Origin of the sequence: Rothia nasimurium (assembly GCF_014217215.1) — a bacterium.
Classification (GTDB): Bacteria; Actinomycetota; Actinomycetes; order Actinomycetales; family Micrococcaceae; genus Rothia; species Rothia avistercoris.
In genome coordinates, this window is the sequence record NZ_CP056080.1 from 1995405 (window position 1) to 2021311 (window position 25907).

Annotated in this window: 23 protein-coding genes; 3 read left to right on the plus strand and 20 right to left on the minus strand. The window is 60.9% G+C overall.

What is annotated here, in order from left to right:
- The 14 genes from HWU94_RS09085 to HWU94_RS09150 all read right to left on the minus strand — a co-directional run bounded on the left by HWU94_RS09085 (position 1) and on the right by HWU94_RS09150 (position 16549).
- Positions 1-957 (minus strand): Ppx/GppA phosphatase family protein, encoded by a 957-nt coding sequence (locus HWU94_RS09085; RefSeq protein WP_185173443.1) that lies wholly within the window; start codon positions 955-957, stop codon positions 1-3.
- A 61-nt stretch (positions 958-1018) separates the two neighbouring features.
- On the minus strand, positions 1019-1600 hold the full coding sequence (locus HWU94_RS09090; RefSeq protein WP_185173444.1) for a DUF501 domain-containing protein: 582 nt from the start codon (positions 1598-1600) through the stop codon (positions 1019-1021).
- 43 nt (positions 1601-1643) lie between these two features.
- Positions 1644-2294, minus strand: a complete 651-nt coding sequence (locus tag HWU94_RS09095; RefSeq protein ID WP_185173445.1) for a septum formation initiator family protein — start codon at positions 2292-2294, stop codon at positions 1644-1646.
- Between the two features lie 165 nt (positions 2295-2459).
- The gene (gene eno / locus HWU94_RS09100) at positions 2460-3740 is read right to left on the minus strand and encodes a phosphopyruvate hydratase (RefSeq protein WP_185173446.1); all 1281 of its coding nucleotides are present in this window, start codon (positions 3738-3740) and stop codon (positions 2460-2462) included.
- Between the two features lie 244 nt (positions 3741-3984).
- Positions 3985-4689, minus strand: a complete 705-nt coding sequence (locus HWU94_RS09105; RefSeq protein WP_185173447.1) for a MazG nucleotide pyrophosphohydrolase domain-containing protein — start codon at positions 4687-4689, stop codon at positions 3985-3987.
- On the minus strand, positions 4686-5915 hold the full coding sequence (locus HWU94_RS09110) for an adenosine deaminase (RefSeq protein WP_185173448.1): 1230 nt from the start codon (positions 5913-5915) through the stop codon (positions 4686-4688). Before HWU94_RS09110 ends, HWU94_RS09105 begins: the two co-directional genes overlap by 4 nt.
- 86 nt (positions 5916-6001) lie before the next feature.
- Entirely contained in the window at positions 6002-7537 is a 1536-nt protein-coding gene (locus tag HWU94_RS09115) for a hypothetical protein (protein WP_185173449.1), read from the minus strand.
- A 36-nt stretch (positions 7538-7573) separates the two neighbouring features.
- Entirely contained in the window at positions 7574-8872 is a 1299-nt protein-coding gene (locus HWU94_RS09120; RefSeq protein WP_185173450.1) for a thymidine phosphorylase, read from the minus strand.
- Between the two features lie 139 nt (positions 8873-9011).
- On the minus strand, positions 9012-9413 hold the full coding sequence (locus HWU94_RS09125; RefSeq protein WP_185173451.1) for a cytidine deaminase: 402 nt from the start codon (positions 9411-9413) through the stop codon (positions 9012-9014).
- Positions 9414-9519: 106 nt separating this feature from the next.
- Positions 9520-10812, minus strand: coding sequence for an ABC transporter permease (locus tag HWU94_RS09130; protein WP_185173452.1), 1293 nt, complete (start codon positions 10810-10812; stop codon positions 9520-9522).
- A 2-nt stretch (positions 10813-10814) separates the two neighbouring features.
- On the minus strand, positions 10815-12113 hold the full coding sequence (locus HWU94_RS09135; protein ID WP_185173453.1) for an ABC transporter permease: 1299 nt from the start codon (positions 12111-12113) through the stop codon (positions 10815-10817).
- Positions 12100-13716 (minus strand): ABC transporter ATP-binding protein, encoded by a 1617-nt coding sequence (locus HWU94_RS09140; protein WP_185173454.1) that lies wholly within the window; start codon positions 13714-13716, stop codon positions 12100-12102. The genes HWU94_RS09135 and HWU94_RS09140 overlap by 14 nt, the downstream gene beginning before the upstream one ends.
- Positions 13717-13922: 206 nt before the next feature.
- Positions 13923-15020: a BMP family protein gene (locus tag HWU94_RS09145; RefSeq protein ID WP_185173455.1), complete on the minus strand. Its 1098-nt coding sequence runs from the start codon at positions 15018-15020 to the stop codon at positions 13923-13925.
- A 305-nt stretch (positions 15021-15325) separates the two neighbouring features.
- Positions 15326-16549, minus strand: coding sequence for an amidohydrolase (locus tag HWU94_RS09150; protein WP_185173456.1), 1224 nt, complete (start codon positions 16547-16549; stop codon positions 15326-15328).
- A 339-nt stretch (positions 16550-16888) separates the two neighbouring features.
- On the opposite strand from HWU94_RS09150, the gene HWU94_RS09155 reads away from it, so the two are divergent.
- A complete protein-coding gene (locus HWU94_RS09155) occupies positions 16889-17617 on the plus strand; it encodes a hypothetical protein (protein WP_185173457.1) in 729 nt (242 codons plus the stop codon).
- 121 nt (positions 17618-17738) lie between these two features.
- Here HWU94_RS09155 and HWU94_RS09160 read toward each other — a convergent pair whose 3' ends face one another.
- From HWU94_RS09160 to sdhC, 4 genes are read right to left on the minus strand one after another with little or no spacing between them, the layout of a single operon-like run.
- Entirely contained in the window at positions 17739-18524 is a 786-nt protein-coding gene (locus HWU94_RS09160) for a succinate dehydrogenase iron-sulfur subunit (protein ID WP_135011168.1), read from the minus strand.
- Between the two features lies 1 nt (position 18525).
- Entirely contained in the window at positions 18526-20289 is a 1764-nt protein-coding gene (sdhA, locus tag HWU94_RS09165) for a succinate dehydrogenase flavoprotein subunit (RefSeq protein WP_185173458.1), read from the minus strand.
- 40 nt (positions 20290-20329) lie between these two features.
- Positions 20330-20815, minus strand: a complete 486-nt coding sequence (locus HWU94_RS09170; RefSeq protein WP_185173459.1) for a succinate dehydrogenase hydrophobic membrane anchor subunit — start codon at positions 20813-20815, stop codon at positions 20330-20332.
- A gap of 3 nt (positions 20816-20818) precedes the next feature.
- Complete coding sequence (sdhC, locus tag HWU94_RS09175) at positions 20819-21199, minus strand: succinate dehydrogenase, cytochrome b556 subunit (protein ID WP_244955950.1); 381 nt, start codon at positions 21197-21199, stop codon at positions 20819-20821.
- Between the two features lie 315 nt (positions 21200-21514).
- Between sdhC and HWU94_RS09180 the strand changes: the two genes are divergently transcribed.
- Both HWU94_RS09180 and HWU94_RS09185 read left to right on the plus strand, forming a co-directional pair.
- The gene (locus HWU94_RS09180) at positions 21515-22624 is read left to right on the plus strand and encodes a mannose-1-phosphate guanylyltransferase (RefSeq protein ID WP_185173460.1); all 1110 of its coding nucleotides are present in this window, start codon (positions 21515-21517) and stop codon (positions 22622-22624) included.
- A 101-nt stretch (positions 22625-22725) separates the two neighbouring features.
- Positions 22726-24066, plus strand: coding sequence for a hypothetical protein (locus tag HWU94_RS09185; RefSeq protein ID WP_185173461.1), 1341 nt, complete (start codon positions 22726-22728; stop codon positions 24064-24066).
- 205 nt (positions 24067-24271) lie between these two features.
- Here the strand turns inward: HWU94_RS09185 and HWU94_RS09190 are convergent, their stop codons facing one another.
- Positions 24272-24802 (minus strand): 2'-5' RNA ligase family protein, encoded by a 531-nt coding sequence (locus HWU94_RS09190; protein WP_185173462.1) that lies wholly within the window; start codon positions 24800-24802, stop codon positions 24272-24274.
- A 20-nt stretch (positions 24803-24822) separates the two neighbouring features.
- Entirely contained in the window at positions 24823-25890 is a 1068-nt protein-coding gene (gene trpS, locus HWU94_RS09195; protein WP_185173463.1) for a tryptophan--tRNA ligase, read from the minus strand.
- Between the last annotated feature and the right edge of the window lie 17 nt (positions 25891-25907).

Below are 25907 nucleotides of genomic sequence, written 5' to 3' on the forward strand. Positions count from 1 at the left end.
CTAGCGGCTGGCGCGTTCGGCAACCGACAGGGCCAGACCGTCGAGGATGTCTTTTTCGGAAGCGATAGCGCTGGTGACCGCTCCCCCGGTGAGGGCGCTGATGCGCTCAACGATGCGGGCCCAGACAACTGACCCTGCGGGGATGACGTCCACCCGACCCTCGTGCATGTAGGGCAGGGCAGCGCGTTCGGCGCTGGTCATAGCGACCATGTCGGCAGCGGCCCGGGAGATGTCCTTGATGGCGATTTCGGCGCGGTCGATTTTTTCGGGGTCGTAGGCGTCAAGGCCCATCACGTGGGCTGCCACGGTGGTGACGGTTCCCGCCACGCCCACGACGCGGCGGGCGGCAGAAAGGTCAACGGAGGCGCTTGCGGTTGCGATAGCCCGGTCGGTATCTGCAATGACGCGGGAAACCTGGGTGACGTTGGCGGGGTCGGAGCTAATATGGCGTTCGGTCATACGCACGCAGCCGATATCAACCGAACGAGCTGCGGCCAGGCCGTCCTTGTTTCCCAGCACGAACTCGGTGGAGCCGCCACCCAGGTCAATCACCAGGGTCATCTCGTCGGTATTGCCCACCGACGAGACGGCACCGGCAAAGGACAGTTCTGCCTCTTCCCGGCCAGTAATGACCTCGGGTTCTACCCCCAGAATCTCGCGGATGCCGTCGATGAAAATCTGGCGGTTGCCTGCGTCGCGGGTGGCGCTGGTGGCGGCAAAGCGTACCTGCTCTACCCCGTACTCGCGCAAAAGTTCGGCGTATTCACGGGCCGCTGCGAAAGTGCGCTCCAGGGATTCTTTGGCTAGCCAGCCGGTGGCGTCCACGCCCTTGCCCAGGCGCACGATCTTCATGCGACGCTCAAGGTCGGTGAGCACAAAGCCGTGTTCGGTGGCTTCGGCCTCGGCGATGAGCAGGCGAATTGAGTTGGTTCCGCAGTCGATAGCGCCAACGCGCATGGTTACTCCCGGTGACTCGTAGGGCAGGTTTAGGTAGGGTGGGGCGGACGCCGGTGGGCGGCTAGTTGCGCCAGGCGGGGTCGCAGTGGCAGGTTTCGGGGGTCCACCACTCAGCGATGAGGTCGAGGGTTGCGTCGCCGTAGGGGTTGATGCCGCGGCCAACGGCCAGGGTGTGGCCGAGCACGGCGTGCAGGCACTTGACGCGGGTGGGCATGCCACCGGCTGAAACGCCCTCAATTTCGGGTACTTCTTCTAGACCGGCCTTGACGCGAATACGTTCGCGCTCTGCCAGGTAGTTCTCGTGGGCGCCCCGGTAGGCGGCTGCCTTGCTCTCGTCGTCGGTGACCTCATCGGTCATCTCGTACATGGCGCCCTCCGCTTCGAGGCGGGAGGCTGCGGCGGTGATGACGGGGTGGGCCAGGTAGAAGGTGGTGGGGAAGGGTGAGCCGTTGGCTAGGCGCGGGGCGGTGGCGGCTACCAGGGGGTTGCCGCAGACGCAGCGGGCCGGGATTTCCACGACATCGCGCACGGTGCGCCCCAGCTGGGCTGAGAGCACTTTCAGGTCAAGCTCGGTGGGGGTGAGGGTTTCGGCGGTGACGCCGAAGCCGTGGGGCTGGTGGTCGGTGCTCGCGGGTGTGCTCATGGTGTCCTTAGAAGATGGTGCTGGTTTCTCTAGTCTACCGGCGCTAGCGGTTGGTGGCGGTAGCGCTGGAGCTAGCTGAGGGGCTGGCGCTGGGGCTGCTTGAGGCGTCGGGGCTCGGGCTGCTGACGGAGGTGTCTTCGGCGGCCAGCTGCAGGGAGCCCCAGAGTTTGGTGGTCCAGGAGTCTTCTGGGGCGGTTTTAGCGGCCGCACTGGTGTCGTCCGCCAGTTCACTGGTGGAGTCTACGCCCACCACCAGGTAGGGGGTCTCCCCCGGTTGTACGTAGAAGAGACGGCTGCGGGCCTGCTGCTTGACGTAGTTGTCGTCCTGCCACCAGCTGACCTGGGCGTTCAGTGAGTCCTGCTCGGCTTGTAGGGCGGCGATGCTGGCCTTGGCGTCGTTGATTTCGTTTTGCTGGCGGATGAAGGAGGTCAGCGGGGTGTAGACCGACAGGGCGATGATCACCAGCACGATGGCGAAGGTGATGAAGTGCCCGCTGAAGGAGTGGGCGGCTACCGGGGTACCCAGCTCCTGCGCGGGGGTTTCTGCGGTGGTCTCGGCGCGCAGGGGTTTAGCTGCCCGGGTACGGCGGGGTTTGGTCTGCTTTTCCCGGGAGGGAGTGGACGCCGGCTTCCCCAGGCCGAAGCCAAAAAAGGCTGCGATGGGGTTGGGTTTCTTACCCGGTGTGCGTGCCATAAGTGCTCTTCCTGCCCTCTAGTCCGTGATTTTCCTATTTTACCGCCTGAACTGGGCACCCGCTGAATGGTTCCTGCCTTCGCCCTTAAAGGGCAGTGCCCCGGCCAGGGGCAACCTGGCCGGGGCACGGGCGTCCTTACTCTCTTACCTTAGAGAGGGGGCAGACTACTTTGCGAAGCGGGGGAAAGCACCCTTGCCTGCGTAAACAGCCTGATCGCCGAGCTCTTCCTCGATGCGCAGCAGCTGGTTGTACTTAGCAACGCGCTCGGAGCGGGCAGGAGCACCGGTCTTAATCTGGCCAGCGTTGGTAGCAACAGCCAGGTCAGCGATGGTGACGTCCTCGGTCTCACCTGAACGGTGTGAAACCATGCAACGGTACTCGTTGCGCTGAGCCATGCTCATAGCGTCGAAGGTCTCGGTCAGTGAACCAATCTGGTTTACCTTCACGAGCAGAGCGTTAGCAGCGCCACCCTCGATGCCCTGAGCCAGACGCTCGGGGTTGGTCACGAAGAGGTCGTCGCCAACAATCTGAACCTTGTCGCCGATTTCGGCGGTGAGGGTCTTGTAGCCCTCCCAGTCGTTCTCGTCCAGGGGGTCCTCGATGGAAACGAGGGGGTACTTAGCAACCAGGTCAGCGTAGTAGGCAGACATTTCAGCTGCGGACTTCTTCTGGCCTTCGAAGTCGTAGGCACCGTCGTTGTAGAACTCGGAAGAAGCGACGTCCAGAGCCAGGGCGATTTCTTCACCGGGCTTGTAGCCGGCCTTCTCGATAGCCTCGATGATCAGATCAAGAGCAGCAGCGTTGGAGTCGAGGTTGGGAGCGAAGCCACCCTCGTCACCCAGGCCGGTGGACAGGCCACGGTCGTGCAGAACGCTCTTGAGAGCGTGGTAAACCTCAACGCCAGCCTGCAGGGCAGCAGAGAAGGTGTCGAAGCCGATGGGGGCAATCATGAATTCCTGGATATCAACGTTGGAGTCAGCGTGTGAGCCACCGTTGAGGATGTTCATCATGGGAACGGGCAAGACGTGAGCGTTGGGGCCGCCCAGGTACTTGTAGAGGGGCAGGTCTGAGGACTCAGCAGCTGCCTTAGCAACGGCCATGGAAACGCCGAGGATAGCGTTTGCGCCGAGCTTACCCTTGTTGTTGGTGCCGTCCAGGGCGATCATGGCTGCGTCAACAGCGCGCTGGTCGGTTGCGTCGATGCCGATAACCTCTTCAGCGATTTCTTCAATCACTGCAGAGACAGCGCCGAGAACGCCCTTGCCCAGGTAAACAGCCTTGTCGCCGTCGCGGCGCTCTACGGCTTCCCACTCACCGGTGGATGCACCTGAGGGAACTGCTGCACGGCCAAAAGCGCCGTCTTCGAGCAGAACCTCAACCTCAACGGTGGGGTTGCCGCGTGAGTCAAGAATCTGACGAGCGTGAACTGCGGTAATCAAAGCCATGAAAATGCTCCTTGAAGGATGAGAAATGAAAATGGCTATATAGCGCTACAGCCGGTTGCTGATCGGGTATTTTAGCCCGTGCGCGTTTATGCACCCAGTCTACCAAAAAACCCACATAAGCACACAGGAATTCAACATTTCCAACGGTTTTCTTCAGCACTTCTGAGGTTTTGTGGGATTCTGACCAACGGGTCACAACTACCTGATGGGATAAAGTCACCGAACCGTATGCTGTGTATTACTTTTACCGAGTCAACCCTTGCACATAGGTCCGCAGGGCCCGTTCCGCATCGAGTCCGGCGGTGCGGGTGGAGGCTGCCAGCTTGTAGAGGTAGGCGCCCAGCTCCTGCTCGTTGGCGAAGGCTGGGAGCTGCCCACCGGCGTCCGCGCCTGTAAGGTCAGCCCCGGCGGCCTCGGCTCTCTCCGCGACCTTGGCGGCGAGGGCGAGCGCGGGCAGGGCCGGTGGGAGCCCGTCGAAGGGGCCGGTGCGTTCGGGTTTTTCGGCTTTTTTGAGCTGGTCCCAGGCGTCGTAGATGTCGGCGGCGCTGAGCTTTTCGTTGCCCTGGTCGGTAGCCGCGAAGACGTGGGGATTGCGGCGCACCAGTTTGGCGGCGAGCCCGTCGATGACGTCCTGCATGGTGAAGCCGCCCTGCGCGGCGGGGGTTTCGGCGGCCATGGTGGCGTGGAAGATGACGTTGAGCAGCACATCCCCCAGTTCTTCGCGCAGCAGGGGCAGGTTGACTCCGCCGGGGGCTTCAACGGCTTCGGCGACCTCGTAGGTTTCTTCGATGAGGTAGTGCATGATGGACGCGTGGGTTTGGGCGGACGTCCAGGCGCAGCCGTCGGGGCTGCGGAGGGTCTGCATGAGCCCCATCAGGTGCTCGAAGCTGCCCCCGAGGTCACCGGGTTCTGGTACGGGTGCGGGGTGCTCTTGTCTCGACCGGGTCATGCGCCGCGCTGCTCTTCCTGGTCGGTGTCTGCCTGGCCGGGCTCTTCGAGGGCCAGCTGCCCGTAGGCGCTCTGGATGCTGGTGAGCAGGGCCTGTTTTTCGTCGAAGGAGCAGAAAGCTCCATTGATGGCGTTGTAGGTGACTTCAAAGAATTCGGGCAGGCCAAAGCCCTGGTGGGTGGCGAGTTCGGCGAATTCCCGGGTTATGCTGGTGGCGCTCATCAGGCGGTTATCGGGGTTGATGGTGACCGCGAACCCGGCCTGCAGGAGCAGGGCCGCCGGGTGCTCCTCGTGGCTGAGGGCCGGTTCGAAGGCCTTCTTCTGCCCCACGTTGCTGGCTTTTTCGGCGGCGTCGGTCTGCAGGTTGGAGCAGGGGCAGGTTTCAAGCACGATACGGCGGTTTTTGACGGCTTCGGCGACCTCGCCCAGCTGCAGGACGGTCTGGCTGGGGTCTGCCCCGGGCATGAGGGAGCCATCGGGGTCAATCTCTGCCAGGGTGCGGGCTGTAATGTCTTCGGTGATGCGGACGCCGTGGCCTAGTCGTAGGGCCCGGCCGGTGACCAGGGCTTCGCGGATAGAGGCCAGTCCAAAGGCTTCACCGGCGTGGAGGGTGACGGGCAGGAAGTGCTCGGCGGCAAGGCTCAGGGCTTCTGCGTGAGATGAGGTGGGGTGGCCGTCCTCGGGCCCGGCCAGGTCGAAGCCCACCACGCCCAGGGCCCGGTAGGCCAGGGCGGTTTTGACGACCTCCAGGGAGTTGTTGTGGTGGCGCATGGCGCACAGGATTTGGTTGACCAGGATGCGTCCGCCGGCCCGACCTACCTGCTCCATGCCGTCCATGAGCCCGTCGGCGACCGCTTCAACGGCCTGGGCCATGGTCAGCCCACCGCGCAGGTGCAGTTCGGGGGCCCAGCGCACCTCGCCGTAGATGACACCGTCGGCGGCCAGGGTTAGTACGTGCTCACGGGCGACCCGGCGCAGGTTATCTGCGGTTTGCATGACGGCTACGGTGTGCTCAAAGGTTTCTAGGTAGCGGGCCAGGGAGCGGGAGTCTGCTGCCTGCTTGAACCACTCCCCCAGTTCCTGCGGGTCGGTCGCAGGCAGGGTATGGCCCACCTGGTCAGCTAGCTCGATGAGGGTCTCGGGTAGCAGGCCACCGTCGAGGTGGTCGTGCAGGCAGACTTTGGGGAGTTTCTGGAGCCAGGTCAGGGTGGGCGCGGGTGCAGTCATGTGGAGAAGGTTCTTTCAGTAGTGGCCCGCCCCGAAAAGGCCGGGGCTCTTTCGGGGCGGGTATGTCAGGTGAGGGGTGAGTGGGCCTAGAAGGTCCAGGAGGCTAGGGCCTCGCTCATGTGGGCCGGGATGTTCTCGCCGGTTCGGGGGAACATGCGCAGCTCTTCAACGTACTGCTGGGCGGGCAGGTGCTCGGGGTAGCGCACGAAGGCTTCTTCATCGGCGTAGTCGAAGGAGGCCTCAACCGGGGTGCCGGGGGTGAAGCGGATGTTGATAGCCAGGGGTGAGCCGTGGCCTTCCTTGTAGGAGTCGGCCTTGAGCTGCAGAATCGCCAGGGTCTCTTCGGGGATCAGGTCGAAGGTGCGTACCTGCTCCCAGAAGCCGTTGCGGCGCACATGGGTCAGGGCGTCGTAGTAGGAGCCCAGGGTACGCACGCGGATGAGCACGGTGGACACATCGCGGGCGGTGCCGTCTGCCCCGAACAGGGCCTCATAGGCGGGGGCAAAGCGGGAGACAACCTCGGCTTCGGTCAGCACCAGGTTGCCGCTGGCCTTCTTGGTGGCAGAGGGCTTGGGCTGGCTGTGCTCGGCGTAGGAGGGGGCGATATCGACGCTGGTGCCGGTCATGGGGGCATCCAGGGTGGGAGCGGACGCGGGCAGGTTGTGGGCCTGGGCCGGTGCAGCGGACGCCTGGGGCTGGTCGTCAGCTTCGAATTCGCTGTCGTCCAGGTGGGTGGGCAGCTGGTGGGCGTCGTTCTCGTCGGCTGCGGCAGCTTCTTCTACCGGGGCGGCGTCTTCGACGGGCGCTACTTCTTCGGCAGGTTCTGCTTCTTCTGCCGCGGGGGTCTCTTCCTGCGCAGGTTCTACAGCCGCTTCCTCAGCGGGACTTTCACCCTTCTCCGCTTCGCTCTGGTCAGTATTCTCCTGTGCTGCTTTCTCTTGCGCTGCCTTCTCCTGGACCAGACGGGCCGAGATACGGCTCATGCGATCCTCAGCCTGGGCTGCGGTTTCCCCCTGCCCTGCGGCAACCGGGGCGGGGGCGGCGTCCTTACCCTGCTCAGCCTCAGCAACCTGCTGGGCCTCACCGGCCTGCCCAGCCTCGCCAGCATGCTGAGCCTGGGCAGCGCCCATATCCAGGGCATAGTTGAGGTTGTGGGTCTTGCTGGTGGCGGTGTTCATGAAAGAAGCGTGCACAGCCGCATCGCTGCCAATGGCGGGGTTGACCACAATCAGGGCGCGGTTCCAGGCACCGCGCTCGCTCTTCTCTTCCTCAACGTAGAGGTCAGCCACAGCCTGGAACCACTCGCTACCGGGAGTGACCAGACCAGACTCAACTTCCTGGCCACGCTGGTAGAGGGTGTACTTCATGTCGTTGGCGTTCTGGGTCAGGTTCAGGGTCACCTGGCCTTCTGCCTTGGCACGCATGAGCTTCACGACGGCCTTGAGGCCCTCACCTGCACCCAGCCCGGTGGGGGCAAACTGGCCACTGGCAGGAGCGGCTGTTTCAGCAGTCTGAGTGGCAGAGGTCTGCTCGGCATCAAGGCTGGTTGCCAGGACGTCCCGCTGAGTGGAGCTCTCTACAGGGGCAGGTTCCTGAGTTTTTTTGCGGCTAAATAGGCCCACGGTTCTTCTCTTTTCTTGCAGGGTCGAAGGGAGGTTTTAAGCGTTGATTCTATCCAGAATCAGGTCGGTGGGGGTGTAATCGCCTCCGATAGTCCAGGCGTCCTTGAGGGATTCCAGGGCTCGTTCAAAGCGTTCGGGAGTGTCGGTCATCAGGGTCATCAGGGGCTGACCTGCGGTGACGGTATCACCGGGCTTGGCGTGCAGGTTGATACCCGCTGCCAGCTGCACGGCGTCTTCCTTGCGGGCTCGGCCTGCACCCAGACGCCAGGACGCCACACCCACGGCCAGGGCGTCCAGGCGGGTTAGGGTGCCGCTTGCGTTAGCGTAGACGGTGTGGGTTTCGCGGGCCTGGGGCAAGGCTGCATCGGGATCGCCGCCCTGGGCGGAAATCATCTCGCGCCACTTGTCCATGGCGCGGCCGTCCGCAAGAGCCTCGGCGGGGTCGGCATCGACGCCGGAGTTTTTGAGCATAACGCAGGCCAGCTCGACGGTCAGTTCGACAATATCGGCGGGCCCACCACCGGCGAGCACCTCAACGGATTCTGCCACCTCGTTGGCATTGCCAACGGCCAGGCCCAGGGGGGTGTCCATGTTGGTGAGCAGGGCACTGGTTTTAACGCCGGCGCCCTGGCCCAGCTCAACCATAACCTCTGCCAGCTCGCGGGCGCGCGCGGCGTCCTTCATAAAGGCACCGGAGCCGACCTTGACGTCGAGTACCAGGGAGTCGGTACCTTCGGCGATTTTCTTGCTCATAATGGACGATGCAATGAGCGGGATTGCCTCGACAGTGGAGGTGGTGTCGCGTAGGGCGTAGAGCTTCTTGTCGGCGGGGGCCAGGCCGGTGCCTGCAGCTGAGATAACAGCGCCGATGGTACCGAGAATGTCGAGGGTCTTTTCGTTGGAAATGTTGGCCTGCCAGCCGGGGATAGCTTCGAGCTTGTCGAGGGTACCGCCGGTATGGCCCAGACCGCGGCCTGAGAGCTGGGGTACGGCTACGTTGTAGACGGCGACCAGCGGGGCCAGGGGCAGGGTGATTTTGTCACCGACGCCGCCGGTGGAGTGCTTATCTGCGGTGGCGAGTTTTTTGCCGGGGCCGATGATGGATGAGAAGTCCATGCGCTCGCCGGAGCGAATCATTGCGTCAGTCCAGCGGGCAATCTCTTCGCGGTTCATGCCGTTGAGGAAGATGGCCATGGCCAGGGCACTCATCTGCTCGTCGGCTACGACGCCGCGGGTGTAGGCGTCGATGACCCAGTCGATCTGTTCGTTGGTGAGGGCTCCCTGGTCGCGTTTGGTGCGGATAATGTCTACGGCGTCGAAAGCTTCGGTGCTCAAGTGCTCACCTTCCCGGCAGGGTGCAGCTTCGCTCCCCTGCCCTGTTGTGTCGTGTTGTTCGGGCGTCTCTTCCAGTATGCCAGTTTGCGCCGGGGCTTGGCCTGAGCAAAGCGGTCAGTAAACGGGAAAGATAAGGACGTTAGGGGGCAGCTAGGCGGTCGGGGCCGAAGGCGTCGGGCAGCATCTGCTCTATGGTGAGCACTCCGCTGGTGGAGCGCAGGAGCATGCCGGGGGCGCTGTGTTCGTAGAGTAGCTGGCGGCAGCGACCGCAGGGCATCAGGGCGTTGCCGTCCTTATCGACACAGGCGAAAGCTGCGAGCTTGCCGCCGCCGGTGCGGAAGAGCTCGGAAATCAGGGAGCATTCGGCGCAGAGAGTAATCCCGTAGGAGGCATTTTCGATGTTCGCGCCGGTAATCAGGCGCCCGTCGGTGGTTAGGGCTGCGACTCCCACCGCGAAGTTGGAGTAGGGCGAGTAGGAGTTCTCCAGGGCTGCGGTGGCGGCAGCGGTGAGCTGGTCCCAGTCAATGTTGTATGGAGTCATTGGTATCTTCCTTGTGAGAGTTGTGTATGTATCAGGTCTAACAATGTTAAGACGGCAGTGGCCGCCCCTTGCTGTGCAAGCGGGGCGGCCACGCGTCCGTCCGGACCTACTCCTTGATGTAGGGCTTGCCCACTGCGGCGGGGCCGCGGGAGCGACCCACCAGACCGGCTACCGCGAAGATGGTGACCAGGTAGGGCAGCATGGCGAGCAGTTCGGTGGGCACGCTGGTGCCCAGGATGGAGAGGACGAACTGCAGGTTGAGGGAGAAGCCGAAGAGGAGGGCGGCGGAGAGGGCTCCGATGGGGGTCCAGCGGCCGAAGATGAGGGCGGCGAGGGCGATGTAGCCCTGGCCTGCGGTCATGTCGGAGTTGAAGGAGGATACGGAGACCAGGGTGAAGAAGGCACCGCCCATACCGGCTACGGCACCGGCCAGCAGCACGTTGGTGGCGCGGAGGCGGTTGACGTTGACGCCCAGGGTGTCAGCGGCCTTGGGGTGTTCGCCGACGGCGCGGGTGCGTAGGCCCCAGCGGGTCTTGTTGAGGGCGAACCAGATGACGGCTACCACGATGTACATGAGGTAGACCAGTACGTTCTGGTTGAAAAGGACGGGGCCCAGAACAGGGATCTCGGAGAGGCCGGGGATGGCGAAGGCCGGCAGCTTGGGAGCTGAGTTGAGGGTGGAGGCGTTGGGTTCAAGGACGCGACTGAAGAGGAAGCCGGTGAGACCTGAGACCAGGACGTTGACCACGACACCCACAATGACCTGGTCGACCAGGTACTTGATGGAGAAGAGGGCCAGCAGGGCTGAGACCAGCATGCCGCCAATCATGGCTGCAAGGAGGCCTGCCCAGGCGTTCTTCGTGATGGAACCTACCAGGACCGCTGAGAAAGCGCCGAGCAGGAGCTGACCTTCGATGGCGATGTTGACGATGCCGGAGCGCTCGCAGAGCAGGCCACCCATGGAGCCGAAGATCATGGGGATGGAGAGCAGCACGGCGCCGTTGAGCAGGGAGACCAGGGAGAGTTCTGGCTTAGCGGTAGAGCCGATGGCCCAGATGAGTAGGCCGGAGGCGAAGGTGAACCAGAAGAGGGGGGCTACCCAGCGGCCCAGGGTCTTGCCGGCGTTGGTGGCAACCAGCGCGTAGCCTGCAAGGGCCAGCATGACGATGGAGGCTACCCAGCCGTAGACCTGGGGGTTGATGTTCAGGGGTTCGGCGGAGAACCAGCTGACGCCGTCGCTGATGCTCATGCTGATGGTGCTCTTGGGGGCGCGCAGGGCAATGAGCAGGGTGCCGATGACGGCGAGTGCCCCGTAGATGATGGGGTTCTTCCAGTTTTTGACGACCAGCTTTTCTTCTGAAGTGCTGGCGGTGGTTTCGGGAGTTGCGGTGACGCTCATGGTTATGCCTCCACGGCCTTCTTCTTAGCTGACTTCTTTTTCTTGGGCTTGCCGGTGGGGTCGGGCAGGCGGAACATGGCGCGGACCAGCGGGGGTGCGGCGATGAAGAGGACGATGAGGGCCTGGAGCACGAGGACGATATCGATGGAGGTGCCGGTGGCAACCTGCATGGAGACGCCGCCTGCGCGGAAGGCGCCGAAGAGGAGGGCGGCGAAGAAGGTGCCCCAGGGGGTGGAGCGTCCGAGCAGTGCTACGGTGATGGCGTCGAAGCCTAGGGTACCTGCGATGCCGGTGGTGAGCACCTTTTCGGTACCTGCGACCTGGGCGGTGCCGCCGAGGCCTGCGAGGGCACCGGAGATCGCCATGACGATGATGTAGCCAGAGGCAACCGAGATACCTGCGGTGCGGGCGGCGTTGGGGTTAGCGCCAACTGCACGCAGGCGGAAGCCGATGGTGGACCGGTTCAGGAGCCAGCTGATGAAGAGGACAGCCAGGATGGCGAGGATGAAGCCCAGGTGGAGGCGGAAGGAGGGGCCCAGGATCTGGGGGAAGACTGCGTTTTCGGGCAGCTTTTCGGAGATGGGGTTAGAGCTGCCTTCGCGCTGGAGCAGGGGGGTCTTGAGCAGGTAGACCAGCAGGTTGGCCGCGATGTAGTTCATCATGATGGACAGGATGACTTCGTGGGCACCGGTCTTGGCTTTGAGGACGCCGATGATACCGCCCCAGATTGCACCGCCTAGGATGCCGCCGAGGACAACCAGGGGGATGGTGATGATGGCGGGAAGGCCGGCATTGAGGCCCACCCAGCCGGAGACGATAGCACCGAGGATAATCTGGCCCTGGGCACCGATGTTGAAGAGACCTGCTCGGAAGGAGAGGGCTACGGCCAGGCCCGCGAAGATGAGCGGGGTGGCTACGGTCAGGGTTTCGGTGATGGGGCGAATCTGCTGCACAAAGCTCTTACCGTTGGGGTTGTAGATTGCGCCTTGCAGCAGGGCCAGGTAGGACTCGTAGGCGGCAGTCCAGCCTGCGCTGATGGTGTCCATGGGGCGGGCGAAGAAGTAGGAGGCCGCTTTCTGGGTGGCGGGGTCGGTTGCTGCAATTAGCAGGCCACCGACGATGAAGGCGGCCAGGGCTGCACCGATGGAGAGGCCGACGTTGCCGCCTGCGATGCGGGCGAAGGCTGAGGGCTTCTCGGTTGCCACCAGCTGGGAGGGGACGTCCTGGGGTGGGGTTTTAACTGCCGTATCGGCAGCGAGGGCAGGGTCTACCTGCGGGGTTGCGGGCTTATGCTCGCTCATTCTCTTCTCCTTCTGCCCAGGGGGTCTCGGGGGTGGTGGCCATGTGCTTGGCGTGGGAAGCGCTGGGGGCTTCTTCTTCGTGTTCTGCAGCTGCTGCGAGGGCTTCTTCGTAGGTGGATCCTGCCATCATCTGGCCGAGCACAGAGCGGGGCGTGCTGGGCGGGACGATGCCCATGAGTTCGCCGTGGAAGAAGACGGCGATGCGGTCGGCCAGCCCGTAGATCTCGTCGAGTTCGGTGGAGACGATAATGACGGGCACGCCCTTGTCTCGTTCTTCGACGATGCGCTTGTGAATGAACTCGATGGAGCCGACGTCGACGCCGCGGGTGGGCTGGGAGGCGACGAAGAGTTCTAGCGGGCGGGAAAGTTCACGGGCAACAACGATCTTCTGCTGGTTACCGCCGGAAAGGGTCGAGGCGGTGTGCTCCTTGGAGCCCATGCGGATGTCGAACTCAGTGCCTGCCCGATCGGCGTTTTCAGAGATCTTGGCACGGTTGAGGGTGCCTGCCGATGAGAAGTCTTTGGTGTCGAAAAGGTCAAGGATCAGGTTCTCTGAGATAGAGAAGGAGCCGACGAGACCGTCCTTGCTGCGGTCTTCGGGTACGAACCCGACGCCGGTACGCAGGACCTGCTTGGTGGTCATGCCCAGCAGCTCGGTGCCGTTGAGCTTCATGGAGCCGGTGGCCTTGGGGTGCAAACCGATGATGGATTCTGCCAGTTCGGTCTGGCCGTTGCCCTGCACACCGGCAACGGCGAGAATTTCGCCGCCGTGCACGGTGAAGGTGACGTCCTTGAGCAGGGGCACGCCGTTCTCGGCAACCAGGGTGAGGTTTTCAACGGCGAAGGTCTGGTCGTTGGTCTGGGCCTCAGACTTGTCGACGGTCAGCTGCACGGCCTTGCCCACCATGAGGGAGGCCAGTTCGGTGGTCGACATGGAGGGGTCAGCGTGGCCTACGACCTTGCCGCGGCGGATGACGGTGATGTCGTCCGAAATTTCGCGGACTTCGCGGAGCTTGTGGGAGATGAAGAGCAGGGACTTGCCGTCCTTGCGGAGCTGATCCATGATGCCCAGCAGCTGGTCGGTTTCTGCCGGGGTGAGCACAGCGGTGGGCTCGTCAAGAATCAGAATCTCTGCGTCGCGCACCAGGGCCTTGATAATTTCAACGCGCTGCTGCACGCCAACGGGCAGGTCTTCAACGATGGCGTCGGGGTCAACCGCAAAACCGTAGCGGTCTGAGATCTCACGGATTTTACGGCGGGTGGTCTCAAGATCGAGGGTGCCGCCCTTGAGGGATTCAGAGCCCAGGGCCACGTTCTCGGCAACGGTGAAGACGGGCACCAGCATAAAGTGCTGGTGCACCATGCCGATGCCTGCTGCCATCGCATCTGAGGGGCCTGAGAACTCAATCGGCTGGTCGTCGATGAACAGCTGGCCTTCGGTGGGCTGGTAGAGACCGAAGATGACGTTCATGAGGGTGGACTTACCCGCGCCGTTTTCACCCAGCAAGCAGTGTACTGTGCCGGGGCGGACCACAAGGTCGATGCTATCGTTCGCGGTAAAGTCACCGAAGCGTTTAGTGACTTTGCGCAGTTCGAGTTTCATGGGGTGGCTTTCTGTGTGAGAACCGGACGCACACTACGGCCTGGTGCAGGCTGCAGAGTGAAGGAGTGTTTGTGCCTAGTTTAGCGGTTTAGGCCCCTACCCTAAAGGCTGTCTGCAAGAGCAGGACCGCTGTCCAGACAAACGGCTCACACCTCTCTTGTTGAGGGTGTGAGCCGTTGTGAGTAGCCCGAGGCTAACCTGCCTGCTTAGGCGGTGGGGGTACCTGCGGTTTCAACCTTGATAGTACCTGAGATGATGTCTTCCTTGATCTTGTCGAGCTCAGCCTTGGTCTCGTCTGAGACTGCTGATTCGAAGCTGTGGAAGGGGGCCAGGCCAACGCCGTCGTTCTCCAGAGTGCCGATGTAGGCGTCGGAGGTGAAGTTACCGTCCATGTCTGACTTGATGGTTTCGGTGATAGCGGCGTCCATCTTCTTCATGATGGAGGTCAGGATGATGTCCTGGAAGTCGGGGTTGGTTTCAACACCGTCAGCGTCAACCCAGATGACAGAGGCGGGGTTCTCGGGGCTGGTGGCGTTGTATTCCTTGACGGCTTCGAGGGTGCCGGAACCTACGGGGCCAGCTACGGGCAGGATGATGTCTGCGCCCTGGTCCAGGAAATTCTGGGTGTTGGTCTTGCCCTTGGTGGCATCTTCGAAGTCACCGGTGAAGGTGCCTGACTGGCTCTCGGTGTTCCAGCCGAGTACCTCAACGTTGGCGCCCTTCTGCTCGTTGTAGTAGGCAACGCCCTGAGCAAAGCCGTCCATGAAGATAGTAACGGTGGGGAATTCCATGCCGCCGTAGGTTGCGACCTTACCGGTCTTGGTCTGGGCAGCGGCCAGGTAGCCTGCCTGGAAGGCAGCCTGGGCGGTGTCGAAGACGATGGGGCGCACGTTGTCGAGCTCGATGGAGTTATCGTCAACGATGGTGAAGTGCATATCGGGGTTAGCTTCTGCTACTTCCTTGGTAGCATCTGCCAGACCGAAGCCAACGGTAACGGTCAGGTTGCAGCCTGACTGAACCATCTGATCGAGGTTGGGGCCGTACTCGGTTTCGGTGGTGGATTCAGCTTCCTTGTACTCGATGCCGTATTCGTCAACAGCGTCCTTCAGGCCCTTGTAGGAGTTCTGGTTGAAGGACTTATCCTGGAAACCACCGAAGTCAGAAACGATGCAGCCCAGGTAGTCGCTGCTCTCGCCGGAGGCTGAGGATGATTCTTCGGGGGCAGCGCCACATGCTGACAGCAGCAGGGCTGAGATACCCAGGATGGAACCGGTGGATGCAACGTGCTTACGTGAGAAAGCCATGAAGGTCCTTTTCGTACGGCCCTGAAAGCGGGCGGCGCATAGTTTACGCCAACTGTGTGTGAGTGGTGCTTTCAGAGAAAATCTGTGTAACACAACACATCTTAGTATGATTCAGCTTCCCATTCACCCCCTATTTACTTCAAAAAGCGTGAACCGTGCAACAGGCTCCTGCTGTTTAATCACACAGAATATGTATTTGAGCTAATCACAGAGGGCAGGAGACCGCCCCCGGGAGCGGGAACGGGCGTCCTGCCCTCTCAAAAAAATTTTCTGAAAAAAGTTACCCGCCGGTAACTTCCCGGAGGTTAGCTGCGAGATAGCTCCGAACGGATAGCCCGCAACGCGGTCGCGGCCATGACCTGCACCCCGTACTCAATCGCGCGTTCGTCCGGCACGTAATCGCCCCGGTGCAAGTCGTAGGTCACTCCACCGGGCACGCGGGTACCCAGACGAATCAGAGCGCCAGGCACCTCCTGGAGCATCCAGGCAAAGTCTTCCCCGCCCATGGACTGCTCCACCAGAACCACGGAGTCCTCCCCCAGCTCCGCACGGGAAGCCGCCTCAACCATGGCAACCTCATCTTCGGTATTGACGGACGGCGGCACCCCCCGGTAATGCTCAAGCTCAACCTCTACGTTGTAGGGGGCAGCAATCTGATCGACCACCTCATCGAGCATGGCACCGGCCTGCTTCCAGACGTCCGCATCCAGGCAGCGCATGGTACCCGCCAAGAAAGCGGTGGACGGAATAGCGTTGGGAGCCACCCCCGCCTCAATCTGCCCCCAGGCAACCAGCACGCCGGAGCGGACGTCCGTCTTGCGCGAGAGCACGGCAGGCACATTGATCGCGATTTGGGAGAGGGCGTAAATGACGTCCTCGGTCAGGTGCGGGCGGGAAGTGTGACCGCCGCGGCCCTTAAGAGTGATTTTGATGGTGTCGGAGGCGCTAGTGATGGCACCGATGCGGGTACCGATTTTACCCACGTCAACCTTGGGTTCACAGTGCAGGGCGAAGGCGCGGGGCACACCCTCGAGGATGCCCTGGGCAATGACGTCCACCGCCCCGCCGGGCAGCTGCTCTTCAGCGGGCTGGAAGATAATGCGCACGGTGCCGCCCAGGGGAAGCTCCTGGTGAAGGCGGTGCAGGGCAATAGCCGCCCCCAGCATGACGGTCTGGTGAATATCGTGCCCGCAGGCGTGCATGACGCCATCGACCTGCGAGGCGTAGGGGAGGTCGGTTTCCTCCTGGATCGGCAGGGCATCGATATCGGCGCGCAGGGCAGCGGCCATCGGGCCAGAACCCACATCCACGTAGCAGCCGGTACCCTTCAAATGCTTGGGTGCTAACCCCGCCTCGGTGAGGGTACGAAAAATACGCTCGGTCGTCTTGTTCTCAAGGTAGGACAGCTCAGGGTTTTGATGGACCTGGCGCCGGAAGGCGATCAGCTCGGGCACTAAAGCCCTAATGCGCTGGGCGAAGATGGGGGAGGTCAGGTCAAGAGAACTGGCGGCAAAGCTGTAAGAGGACATACCAATACCATAAACCCTAAAGAACTGGAGAAGGCACAAAAAGAGGCAGGCCGCCAAAACCACACTAGTTTACCTGCCCGGTTAATTATAGAGAGATTTTAATCAAGTTTCACCCCTGTTTACCCCCAGAGCAATAGAATATATAGACAAACCATCGTATTTTTGACTGATCCACCTGCAACAAATTAGTATTACTAATCTTATCCTGGCAGGAGCTGAATATGGTACGATGGCGTATCGTGTGGCAGAGTATGAACAGTAGGAATCATCTTCCCCTATAGCTTTTCTTCTCTCTCACTGCTTACACCTCGTGTTTCATTAGTAAGGTAATCTCGCATCATGTCACAACAAATTTCGCGTCGCAATATTGCAAAGGGAGCAGCCTGGGCCACCCCTGCAGTTCTTGCCACCTCAGCGATTCCCGCCTACGCAGCATCACCGGATCCTTCTGCCAATGCCCCCTACGGTAGCATATGCTCTCTCTTCTTCGGTGAGGGTAACGTTAACTGGCAGAGAACCACTGTCTCTCTACAAGTAAATTCTCCAGATGGTATGCTCTACGCAGGTCAGACCGTCTCATGGGTTTTCAATATGAGTAGCGGTAACGTTCCCGGGGTTGACTACTCGGCAGATGGTTCCTCGACCTTGACTACCTCACCGGCCAAGGGTACCGCAACCAAGCAGTTTACCGTCACCCTGACCGTTAACCAGGATATCTCTGTTAACCGGGTTAACTGCCAGGCCCGTCTTCTCTGGGATAGCTCAGGTAGCACAGGGTCATCTAGTATTACTCCTAAGAGCACCCTGTCTGTTTCTTCCTCCGGCAAGAGTGGTTCATACTCTACCACTATCACTATCCCCCAGCGCCACGGCACCAGCGTCGATGACTCCCGTCGCACCCCCCTGCGCATCGAAGGTCAGTGCTACCCCAAGATTCAGTGGTCCAACGAGGGTAACTCCACCAATTACAACAGGGACACTATCCTCTACTTCAATGGTTCAGGCCCCATCCTCCCCAACTCCAACGCCGGCAACGATCAGCCGGTTACCACCGGCACCTGCAAATAAGACGTAGTTTTCGGCCTCATCTGTTACCAGATGGGGCCAAAACTTTTTAAAGCTATAACAAAATATAAGCAGGGGGCTTGTCCTAAAGGACAAGCCCCCTGCTAGCCTGGCAGAAAACCGATTAAAGGGAGCGGGCCAGGATAGCCTGCTTGACCTCAGCGATAGCCTTGGTGATTTCAATACCACGGGGGCAGGCCTCGGTGCAGTTGAAGGTGGTACGGCAACGCCAGACGCCTTCCTTATCATTGAGGATTTCTAGGCGCATATCCCCTGCATCATCACGGGAATCAAAGATGAAGCGGTGGGCATTGACAATAGCCGCGGGGCCAAAGTACTGGCCATCGGTCCAGAAGACCGGGCAGGAGGAGGTGCAGGCAGCGCAGAGGATGCACTTGGTGGTGTCATCAAAGCGGGCGCGGTCCTCCTGGGACTGGTAACGCTCACGCTCGGGCTCGTGGGTGTCATTGACCAGGAAGGGCATAATCTCCCGGTATGCCTGGAAGAAGGGCTCCATATCAACAATCAGGTCCTTCTCGCAGGGCAGGCCCTTAATGGGCTCCACGGTAATAGGCTTGGACAGGTCAAGATCCTTGAGCAGGGTCTTACAGGCCAGGCGGTTACGGCCGTTGATGCGCATGGCGTCGGAGCCACAGATACCGTGGGCACAGGAACGGCGGAAGGACAGCGAGCCGTCGATCTCCCACTTAATCTTGTGCAGGGCATCGAGCACACGGTCGGTACCGTACATGGTCAGCTTGAATTCGTCCCAGTGGGCTTCTGCTGACTCTTCGGGGTTGTAGCGGCGAACCTGCACAGTCACGTCGAAGGTGGGAATAGCGCCCGCTTCGCCTGACTCAGACTTCAGCTCAACCTTGGATTCGGGTTCACGTGCTTCAAAATCAGCCATTTTAGTACTTACGCTCCATCGGTTCGTAGCGGGTGAAGGTCACGGGCTTGGTGTCGAAGCGCAGGCCCTTGATGCCTTCCATCTCGGCATTCTCATCGAGGTAGACCATTGAGTGCTTCATGAAGTTGGCGTCGTCGCGGTCGGGGTAGTCTTCGCGGAAGTGACCGCCGCGGGACTCCTTGCGGTGCAGGGCAGCCACAGACATAACCTTGGCCAGTTCCAGCAGGAAGCCCAGCTCGACCGCTTCAAGCAGGTCGAGGTTGAAGCGCTTGCCCTTGTCCTGAATCTGGATGTTCTTGTAACGCTCTTCGAGCTCAACAATCTTGTTGACGGCGTTGTGGATGGTTGCCTCGGTGCGGAACACCTGCATGTCGGCGTCCATGACGTCCTGCAATTCCTTGCGCAGCTGGCCTACCTTTTCGGTGCCTTCGCCGTTGCGGATCTGGTTGAGCAGTTCCAGGGTGGCGTCTGCTGCGTCGTCGGGGACGGGCAGGAAGTCAGCTGAGGCTGCGTATTCTGCCGCGTAGATACCGGCACGCTTACCGAAGACGTTGATGTCGAGCAGGGAATTGGTACCCAGACGGTTGGAGCCGTGGACCGATACGCAGGCAACCTCACCGGCAGCGTAGAGGCCGGGGATGATGTCCTCGGAGTTGGAGTGTACCTCTGCCTTGATGTTGGTGGGGATGCCGCCCATGGCGTAGTGGGCGGTGGGGAAAACCGGGACAGGCTCGGTGTAGGGTTCAACGCCCAGGTAGGTGCGAGCGAACTCCGTGATGTCGGGGAGCTTCTCGTCGATGTGGGAGGGTTCGAGGTGGGTGAGGTCCAGAAGGACGTAGTCCTTGTTGGGGCCACAGCCTCGGCCTTCACGAACTTCGTTCGCCATGGAACGGGCCACGATATCGCGGGGGGCCAGGTCTTTAATGGTGGGGGCGTAACGTTCCATGAAGCGTTCGCCGTCGGAGTTACGCAGAATACCGCCTTCACCGCGGGCAGCCTCAGAAACCAAGATGCCCAGGCCTGCAAGGCCGGTGGGGTGGAACTGCACAAACTCCATGTCTTCCAGCGGAATACCGTTGCGCAGGGCAATTGCCATGCCGTCACCGGTCAGGGTGTGGGCGTTGGAGGTGGTCTTGAAGATCTTGCCACAGCCGCCGGAGGCAAAGATAACGCTCTTGGCCTGGAAGACGTGGACGTCGCCGGTAGCCAGGTCGTAGGAGACAACACCTGCGGGGCGGCGGACGCCCTCCTCGTCCTCAACCATAACCAGATCAAGAACGTAGTACTCGTTGTAGAACTCTACGTTGTGCTTGACGCAGTTCTGGTAGAGGGTCTGCAGAATCATGTGGCCGGTGCGGTCTGCTGCGTAGCAGGCGCGGCGCACAGGAGCCTTACCGTGGTCGCGGGTATGGCCACCGAAACGGCGCTGGTCAATACGGCCCTCGGGAGTGCGGTTAAAGGGAAGACCCATCTTCTCAAGATCGAGAACGGCATCGATGGCTTCCTTGGCCATGACCTCAGCTGAATCCTGGTCTACCAGGTAGTCGCCGCCCTTGATGGTGTCAAAGGTATGCCACTCCCAGTTGTCCTCTTCAACGTTAGCCAGAGCCGCACACATGCCGCCCTGGGCAGCACCGGTGTGGGAGCGGGTGGGGTAGAGCTTGGTGAGCACAGCGGTGCGGACGCGCTGGCCAGCTTCGATAGCGGCTCGCATACCTGCGCCGCCTGCGCCGATGATAACGACGTCGTACTTATGTACCTGCATTGTGTGAATGCTTCTTTCTAAAATCTAGAGCGCCAATAGCTTACGGGGCGGTGCAGAAGGAAGGCAGAAGGTCTGCGCCTGCACCGGCGGGGCAGGGGTCAAAGGTGAAGATGACCAGGGTGCCCAGAAGAATCACGAAAGCGGTGGCAAGGAAGAGGGCTACCTTCAGGGCGAAGCGCACGCCGTCCTTTTCTGCGTAATCGTCGATGATGACGCGGATGCCGTTAGCGCCGTGCAGCATAGCCAGCCACAGGAGCAGAAGATCCCAGACCTGCCAGAAGGGGTTAGCCAGCTTACCGCCGACAAAACCGAAGTCGATACGGTGCACGCCTTCGCCCATCATGAGGTTGACGAAGAGGTGACCGAAAATCAGAATGACCAGCAGAACACCGGAGACACGCATGTAAAGCCAGGCGAACATCTCGAAGTTGTTGCGCTTGGACGAGGCTCGGTTGTATTTGACGCCCGAGACGGTGTTGTCGCGGCTGCGGGGAACCGAAATCTTGGTTTTCAGAGGAGTTGCCATGTCTTAGTGACCCCCAAAGACGAGCATGAAGTGACGGATGAGGAAGGGAACCATGACGACGGCCCAGAGCACCAGGACGCCCCAGAGCATAGCCTTCTGGTTCTTGGCACCGTTCTTCCAGAAGTCCACCAGGATAATGCGGATACCGTTAAAGGCGTGGTAGACAATAGCTGCTACCAGAACAGCTTCGCCCAGACCCATGATGGGGTTCTTGTAGATGTGCATGACGGCGTTGTATGCCTCAGGAGAGACGCGGACAACGGCGGTATCAAGCACGTGAACCAGCAAGAAGAAGAAAATGGCGATACCGGTAATGCGGTGGGCAACCCACGACCACATACCTTCACGGCCGCGGTACAGCGTGCCCTTGGATGTATTCGGCACTGAATAACCTCCTGTGTGATGCGAGACGACACACCGATAGGTTGAGACCATCTGTGCGCCCACGCAACATACGTATTGTGTGTTCTACTCAACAGCAAGATTAGCAGGTTTTAGGGCCGCTTACTTACACCGTGTCACCATCTCTTACCCCCGTATTTCCGGGAAATAGGCAAGGTTTTAATGCCCTTAAGCCAGCTATCGGCTTTATCATGCGGAAGCCGCCGTGAAGTTTTCCGTCAAAAGTGACCGGCGCCGTACAGTTTAAGGAAAAGATTTCATCATTATGACTTCAATTCTGGGTACACTGTAGAAACAATGAGAACACCACTTGAACGGTTCTACCCCCTCATTCCGGCTGGCGGCGTAGGGTCCCGCCTATGGCCCCTCTCTCGCGCCGTAGAACCTAAATTTCTGCTTGACCTAACCGGGACAGGTTCATCCCTCCTCCGTGCTACCTACGATCGTTTGGTTGACCTCGCAGCCGATGGCGTCCTTGTCGTCACCGGACAGGCCCACGCCAACGCCGTCACCCAGCAGCTCTCAGAGCTGCGCGGGTCTGACCTGGTACTCGAACCCTCACCTCGCGACTCCGCAGCCGCCATTGGCCTTGCCTGCGCTATTCTGCACGAGCGTGACCCCGAGGCCATCATTGGCTCCTTCGCCGCTGACCACATCATCAGCCCGGTCGAAGAATTCCAGGCCGTAGTACGCGAGGCCGTACACGCAGCAGCCTCCGGCAAGATCGTCACCATCGGCATCGAACCCACCGAGCCTTCCACCGCTTTCGGTTACATCAAGGCCACCCAGAATCTGGGGCTGGAAGACGCCCCCAGCGTCCTTGCCGTTGAGCAGTTTGTCGAAAAGCCCAACGAGGCCACCGCAACCGAGTACGTAGCCAGCGGCGACTACACCTGGAACGCCGGCATGTTCGTGGCTCCTGCAGCCCTCATGCTGCAGCATCTCGAAGCCAACGAGCCCGAGCTCTACGCTGGCATCATGGAAATCGCCCGCGCCTGGGACACCCCCGCACGCGAAGCCTGCATGAACCGCCTCTGGGACACCCTACCCAAGACCGCCATCGACTATGCAGTAGCTGAACCTGCCGCTGCGGCCGGCGACGTAGCTATGGTTCCCGGACGTTTCAGCTGGGACGACGTAGGCGACTTTGACGCCGTAGCCCGCCTCAACATCGAAAAGAGCGGCGATGACCTCTTCGTGCTGGGCGATAAGTCCAGCGTCATCAGCGAAGAATCCACCGGCATCGTCGTCAACAACACCGGCCGTAAAATTTCGGTCATCGGTATTGAAGATGTTGTTATCGTTGACACCGCAGATGCCCTGCTCGTCACCGTACGCGACGACGCCCAGAGCGTGAAGAACACCGTGAACACCCTGAAAGAACTGGGCCAAGACAACCTGCTCTAGCCCACCAAGGTTACCTAAAGACCCGCACTGAGAAAACGGTGCGGGTCTTTTTTGGCACTCACATTATGCAAATGATTCTCATTTAGTTTAGACTGGTGGGCATGCACAACACCTCTCGTCCTCTTTTCACCCTCATCAGCGCCACCCTCGCCCTTGCCCTTGCAGGCTGCGGGGCAGCGTCCGCCCCCTCCGCCACTTCAAGCAGCGACCAGGCCAGCGCCACCGCAACCGCAATCGCAGAACGCGCAGCCATCACCGAAGCCTCCACCCCCTCAGCCCGCATCGCACTGACCTACGACGGCGGAATCATGATTGTGGACGGCAAGACCTTTGAAGTCATCGAAACCATTGAAAAAGAAGGTTTCCTGCGCATACAGCCCGCCGGCGACAACCGCCACCTGGTCGTAGCCGACGGCTCCTCCTACACCATACTCGACATGGGCGCCTGGACCCAGGCCCACGGCGACCACGACCACTACTACACCACCACCCCCACCCTCACCTCCCTGTCCTTCGCAGCGGACGGCACCGGCCACGTCATCACCGACTACGGCCGCTCAGCCATGTTCGCTGACAACACCGGCACCATAGAGGTCTACTCCCCCGCCGACCTAACCGGTACTGACCAGTACACCGCCACCAGCGTCAGCACCGAAACCATCACCCTACCCGACGCCCACCACGGCCTGGCCATCCCCCTCGAGAACAACCAGTACCTGGTATCGGTAGGCACCGAGGACGCCCGCACCGGCGCAGCCATCATCAACGCAGACGGCTCGGTTGTCACCGAAAACCTCGACTGCCCCGGCATTCACGGCGAAGCGATCGCCGCTAACGACACCTTTACCGTTGGCTGCCAGGACGGCGCCCTCATCTACACAAACGGCACTTTCACCAAGGTCACCAACCCCGAAGATCCCTACTCCCGCTCCGGCAACCAGGCCGGCTCAGCTGATTCAGCTATCGTGCTTGCCGACTACAAAACCGACCAGGACGCCGAGCTCGAACGCCCCGAACAGTTCGCCCTGATCAACACCATCACCAAGGAACGCACTAAAATCGCCCTACCCGAAGGCGTCTCCTACACCTTCCGTTCACTGGCCCGCGGCCCCGAAGGCTCCCACCTGCTGCTGACAACCGACGGCAAGCTCCGCTTCTGGGCTGAGGACGGCACCGAGCTGGGTTCCGTCGACATCATGGACTCCTGGACCGAATCAGAAATCTGGCAGGACCCCCGCCCCGCCATCTGGGTTGACGGCGAAACCGCCTACGTCACCGACCCCGCCACCAAGAAGCTACACGTTGTATCTCTAGCGAAGATTGCCGACGGCACCGCCGAGGTATTTGCCAGCATCGACCTGCCCGAGGTACCCAACGAAATCAACGGTATCTCCCGCACCGCTGAACTGGTCACCACTACCGAAGTGGACTCTGACCACTAAACACAGCTCACTCAAAAGACCCTGCCCCTTCGCTCATGGTGCGAAGAAGCAGGGCCTTTTCTGTTGATGAAACTTGTTCACAAGATTTGGTGGAGCAGGCTCACAGCGAAGCTGCTGGCTCGGTGGCTGGCGTGAATCGCCTTGTGAGCGAAGCGAACCAGGCGAGAGGGTCGGCAGCGAGCGTGAGCCTGCGACGCCCCATGTCTTAGAGGCGCACTATTCCCAGCTGCTGCCAGCTACCTGAGTGATAGCGGTAGACCGTCAGCTGGTCGATGGTGAAATTCGAAAGCTCAGGCGGAAGGCTCGCAAAGTCCTGCAAGGACGCCGCCAGGGCAGGGGCCGGGGCATGGTTGGCTAGGGTGAGGTGTGGCTCGTAGGGAAAAGGTGACACTGACTCCCCTACCGCCTTCTGGCAGGCTACATGAATCAAGGTGAGCCTATCTGCCCCGGCGACAACGGGGAGATAGGTTACGGGGGTAACCGGCTCAAAGGTTGCGGCCGGGCCCAGATCCACCTGCACGGGGCCGATGCCGGCCACCACCTGCTCAATGGAGCGCAGGGGGTCGCCGCCGGCGTCCTCGCTAATCAAAATCGTAATGTGGCAGCTTTCTGCAACGGGGCCTACCATGCCCTGGCTCGCCCGCCAGCTGACCAGGCGCGCAGACACCGCCGCAGGTACCTCGGCAACGATGCTGAGGTACCTGCGGTCGGGGTCTATGGTCGGTGAAGAAGCCACCAGGCTAGGTCGTCTAACTCTTAGAGAGCGGGCAGGAAGCCAACCGCGTCATACACATTCTTCACGGTCACAGAGGCAATCTCACGGGCCTTACCGGCACCGATGGCCAGCAGGCGGTCTAGCTCCGCCGGGTCGTCCATGAGTTCCAGAGCGCGCTCGCGAATGGGCGATAGCTCCTCAACCACAATCTCCGCCAGGTCAACCTTGAGGTGGCCGTACATCTTGCCCTCGTATTCAGCGACAATGTCGTCAATGGCCTTGCCCGTCACTGCCGAGTAGATGGACAGCAGGTTAGAAACACCGGGCTTGTTCTCGCGGTCATAGGTGATCTCGCTCCCCGCATCGGTCACCGCAGACTTAATCTTCTTGGCGGTCTTCTTGGGGTCATCGAGCAACCAGATAATACCCTTATCGGTGGTTGCCGACTTGCTCATCTTTGAATCCGGAGTCTGCAGATCATAAATCTTGGCAGTCTCTTTGAGGATGACCGGCTCAGGCACCACAAAGGTGTCGCCAAAGCGGGAGTTGAAGCGCTGGGCCAGGTTGCGGGTTAGCTCCAGGTGCTGACGCTGGTCCTCACCCACCGGTACCACGTCGGCCTGGTAGAGCAGGATGTCTGCTGCCATAAGGACGGGGTAGGTGAAGAGCCCCACCGAGGCGTTATCGGTACCCTGCTTAGCTGCCTTGTCCTTGAACTGGGTCATGCGGGCAGCCTCACCGTAGCCGGTAATGCAGTTAAGCACCCAGGCTAGCTGGGCGTGCTCGGGCACATGTGACTGGACGAAGAGCGGGGTCTTCTCGGGGTCGATACCGGCTGCGATGTACTGGGCCGCAGTCTTGCGGGTGCGCTCCAGCAGAACCGCCGGATCCTGGGGCACGGTAATCGAGTGCATATCGGGAATGAAGTAGAGGCACTCGTGGTCTTTCTGCAGGTCAACCCAGTTATTGACCGCACCGATGTAGTTACCCAGGTGCATGGAATCCGCGGACGGCTGGGCGCCCGAGAAAGCGCGCGGCGCACCGGTTGCCGCGTTGGGAATCTTAGCCTTGATGTTTTCTTCGGGAGTGGTCTGCTGTGACTTGCTCACGGGGCGTCCTTCGCTGT